The following is a 3855-nucleotide window of genomic DNA, read 5'->3' as shown; positions in this document are numbered from 1 at the left end:
GCAACGCAGATCGCCACCGGCTGGTCCGGCCTGACCCCGAGCCCGATCAGATGATGCGCCAGCTGGTTGGCATGCGCATTGAGCTCGCCATAGCTTAGCCGCTCCTCCTCATGGACCACCGCCACCGCGTCCGGCGCACGGCGAACCTGTGCCTCGAACAGCTCGTGGATGCACACGTCCGACGGATAGGCCGATGCCGTCCGGTTCAGCTCCTCCAGCAGATACGCGCGCTCAGCGGATGACAAGAGTTCAATCCGCCCCACCGGCTGCCGCGGATCTGCCTTCACAGCACATAGCAAATTTTGCAAATGCTGGGTCATACGGTCGATATGCTTGGGCTCCAAGCGACTTGCATCAAAGTGCCATCGAAAGCTGCCATCTAGAGCGCAAACCTCAAATGTTAACGCCTCACCGGGCAGGGCTGCCTCAGAAGTCGGGCTCGAAGCTAGGTCACCAGTGGCAGACTCGCCACTTACAGTAAGCATAACGCCAACGGGCCAGGGCCGGCGCAATCGTAACGCCTCCATACCGAGCAACGTTGGGCAGCGCGCGATAAGATCTCGCGCGAAGCTATCCTGCTCCTTCAGCTGAGCGAATTCGGCCGCCACCACCGTGCGCGCCTCTGCAAAATCATTGTCGAGATCGATGGTAATTGCCATCGGCACAACAGAAGCGACAAGCACCTCGAGCGCTTTCAAGCCCGCTCGCGATCCACTCGGCGCGGGAGTCCATCCCAATTGAAGCTCTAATTCTCCCGTGATGCGGGCTAGGTAGATCAGCCAAGCCGTTAGCAAGAATTCCGTGCGATTACTGGGAGACAGCTCAGCCAAAGCACCTGGAATTCGCCAGGAACTCAACTGCCATTGAGGTGCAGCCAAAGCTACTGAAGACGACAAAAAGGAAAGCTGGGATGTTTTGAACTGTTCAAGCCGCCGTCGCCAAAAACTCTCACGAGGCGCCAACATTTCATGCGCAACCGTTATGCTCCGCGCCTCGCCATCGCTCAGAATCGGGAGGCGGTCGCCTACATGGGAATCAGAACGCCTCGCGAGTGCCCGCGCATCCAGAGCCTTACCATCCAAGCTGCTAAGCCAAACATCAACATCCTCTGTCCCTGTCGCCACACGCCAGTGGCTGGGGTGGATCTCAACTAAAGCCCCCGCAGCAAAACCCGAGCGCCGAGCCGTCACCTCCAAGCGCCTGACGACGACAACGTCATCGCCTACGAGAGCCTTGGACAACCCCAATGGATTGGTATGATACGGGCCAAAGTCTAAGGCGCGCGTCATCGCTTCCAGATCTTGTGCGGATCGATCCCATCGCAGACAGCCCGCAGCATCTGGGCGTCGACCTTTCGGGAAAAAGCTTCGGTCCGCTAGCGCTTGCGGACGAGCACTAAGCTCTCCATTTGTTAAGCCAGTTAGAAGCTCGCGGAAGCCATCGATAGCAGCCTCATAACATTTGAGATTCAGCGTCAGCGCAGTATCGCTCGTCGCAGTCAACACTTGGCGTTGGACGACCAGCTCACCAGTACCAACACCGTGATCGATACGATGCCACGTGATGCCATGTTCGGTCTCACGGGCAAGAAGCGCCCAAGACGTCGCATGAGTTCCGGCATATCGCGGCAACGGACCGTCGTGGTAATTGAAAGCGCCTCTACGCGCTTTCCCAAACACATCTGCTGGCAATATGAACGGATTGGCAACGGAAAATATCCACTCGACTGGCTCGGCGTTGAGCAGCGCAGATAGCTCTTCAATGCTCGTCACACACAAGATATCGGCGAGAGCGGCCCAATCGCGGAATATGGCGTCGGCACACAGCGCCGCCCGGATCACGTGGCCCATCTCCATCACTAGCTGAGCACATCTAACAGCTAGCGTACCACCACCAACAAAGATGCAAGAGCCAACCGGTGTAGCAAGTTTCATCTGAACTCTTAGACAGGGGTTACGATGAAGGCCGTAACGGATCACCCCGCATTTCAAGCAATCGACATACCAATGACGTACTGCGAGCGTTTCCTGAAGAAATAACGCGCGCCTCGCTCGGAATGCCGCCGTCGGACTTGGGACATCGACGTCCTGAACCAGACACAGCTCAGCACAACAATACGGACGTCATTGGCGACGATCACCGCATGGGCGTCCGCAAAGTCGTCGGAAGATCTGCAACAGCCGCCGTCATCACCGCGCGTACAGCAGAATCTCCTTGGCGCTCACGTTAAGTAACGGACGCGCCAATGACCTTCTGCGAGCTCATTCTGAAGAAAACAATTCGCTTCTCGCCGGGCTGCCAGAATTTTGCCGTCATGCCGTCGGGCTTGGGACATTAACGCCTTGAACCGAACAGAGCTCAACACAACAGCACGCGCCGTCAACAGCAACGACCACTCAAGATCGGGCGCCCGCGCCTTGCCCGAATTGCCTTTGCGAGCCAAAATGCTCGCCGCTGCTTTCTCCAGGTGGTCTGCTCGTCGAGTGAGAGAGGGTCCTGCGGCAGGGATTCCGCTCGATGTTGCAAAGTTCGCCACGCATCGCGTTTTCGCAGATTGGCCGGGGCTCGGCACTAAGTAGCGTTTTCGCTTAATGCCCGCTGACGTCTGTGGCACGGCCCTTGCTCGTGAGGCGACGAATGCGACGAAGAACGGGTCCACGGCGAATGTCGCAACCACAACTGACTCCTGATCTCTCACATCGGCGCATGCTGTTGACCCTTGGGTGCAGCGGCTTGGATGTGACTTGCGTGATCGAGGCACTCAGTCGAGACTGTGTCATTTTGATTCGTAATGTCTCACCGAGCGAGTCGGACGACCTCGTACATCAAATTGCCGGTGAACTGGGATTGCAAAAAAAGCTAGAGGTGGAGGCCGGCTTTTCCGATTTTCTTGGTCACCGACGGCGGATCAACAAATACTTCATGAGCGTTAATTCCCGAGATGATTATCAGTTTGTCACCCCGCATTCCGAAGGAGATAGAATATCTAATATGCAGTTGTCGTGCTTTTATTGTTTCGAGAATAGTAAAGACGGAGGAGAAACAATCCTATTGAACATCGACGACACAAGTGAGGCATGGGGACTTTTACGAGAAAAAACGACAAAAATATTACCTGGATCAAAGCCATTGTCTCGGGGCATGATCACTCGTGCAAAAGCACTTTATCGTCTGAGCTCGCCGGATGACTATTTGGTACCAGATGACCAAATAGTAGCCGAGGTGAAATCCGAGATCCCGGGCCTTTTGCTGGCGATTGTTATGGCGAGGCCGAAAAGAAGCTTTTCCCTTCTCCTAGGGCGCGATGTGAATGTCCTTTGGGATAACATTGGTAGTGTTGACCAAAGCTGTCTTCACTTTTTCGTTCGGATGTTGCAGGAGCGCGAACTTCTCAAGTTCCCGCCGAACGGTTTTGAGTTGCACCAACTGGACCCCGTTAATGCAGGACGGAGCTGGTGTTCAGGCGCCGATTACGAGAAACTTTTTTGTGACGAGATTATTCTCAAGCTAAAACCAGGGGACCTTGTTATTCTGAACAACCTAACTTGGGCGCATGCGGTGAACAATTGGACATCGGCACCGGGCACTCGAAGGATAGCCGTGGCATTGGCCTAGCGTAGTCCCCACTTTTCCTGAAAGTTGAGTCTTGCTTCAAGGGTGCATGAGCAGCATCCCCGAGCGACAGCGATTAGCCTGACGAAGGAGTGACCTGCCACTGCTTTTCATCCAGCGGCAGTTAGAGTGTAAGCGCGTAGGAGACCTTTCAATTACCCATAATCTTTGCCTCGATCGCGGCTCCCAATTCGATATCGGTCAGCCGCGATAGTCCGCGCCAGATGACGGTATTTCCTGGAG

General features: G+C 55.3%; 2 protein-coding genes. One reads left to right on the top strand and one right to left on the bottom strand.

Annotation, left to right across the window (positions count from 1 at the left end; translation table 11 throughout):
* A partial coding sequence (locus tag K289_RS0140550) for a formyltransferase family protein (RefSeq protein ID WP_198024895.1) occupies nucleotides 1-1850 on the bottom strand: 1850 nt, incomplete at its 3' end.
* An 898-nt stretch (nucleotides 1851-2748) separates the two neighbouring features.
* Between K289_RS0140550 and K289_RS51320 the strand changes: the two genes are divergently transcribed.
* A complete protein-coding gene (locus tag K289_RS51320) occupies nucleotides 2749-3615 on the top strand; it encodes a hypothetical protein (protein ID WP_156918468.1) in 867 nt (288 codons plus the stop codon).
* Nucleotides 3616-3855: the final 240 nt, after the last annotated feature.

The sequence above is a fragment of the Bradyrhizobium sp. Cp5.3 genome (assembly GCF_000426265.1).
Taxonomy (GTDB): Bacteria; Pseudomonadota; Alphaproteobacteria; order Rhizobiales; family Xanthobacteraceae; genus Bradyrhizobium; species Bradyrhizobium neotropicale.
Note: the sequence above shows the minus strand (reverse complement) of the source record. Positions and strands in the feature narration are given on the sequence as shown.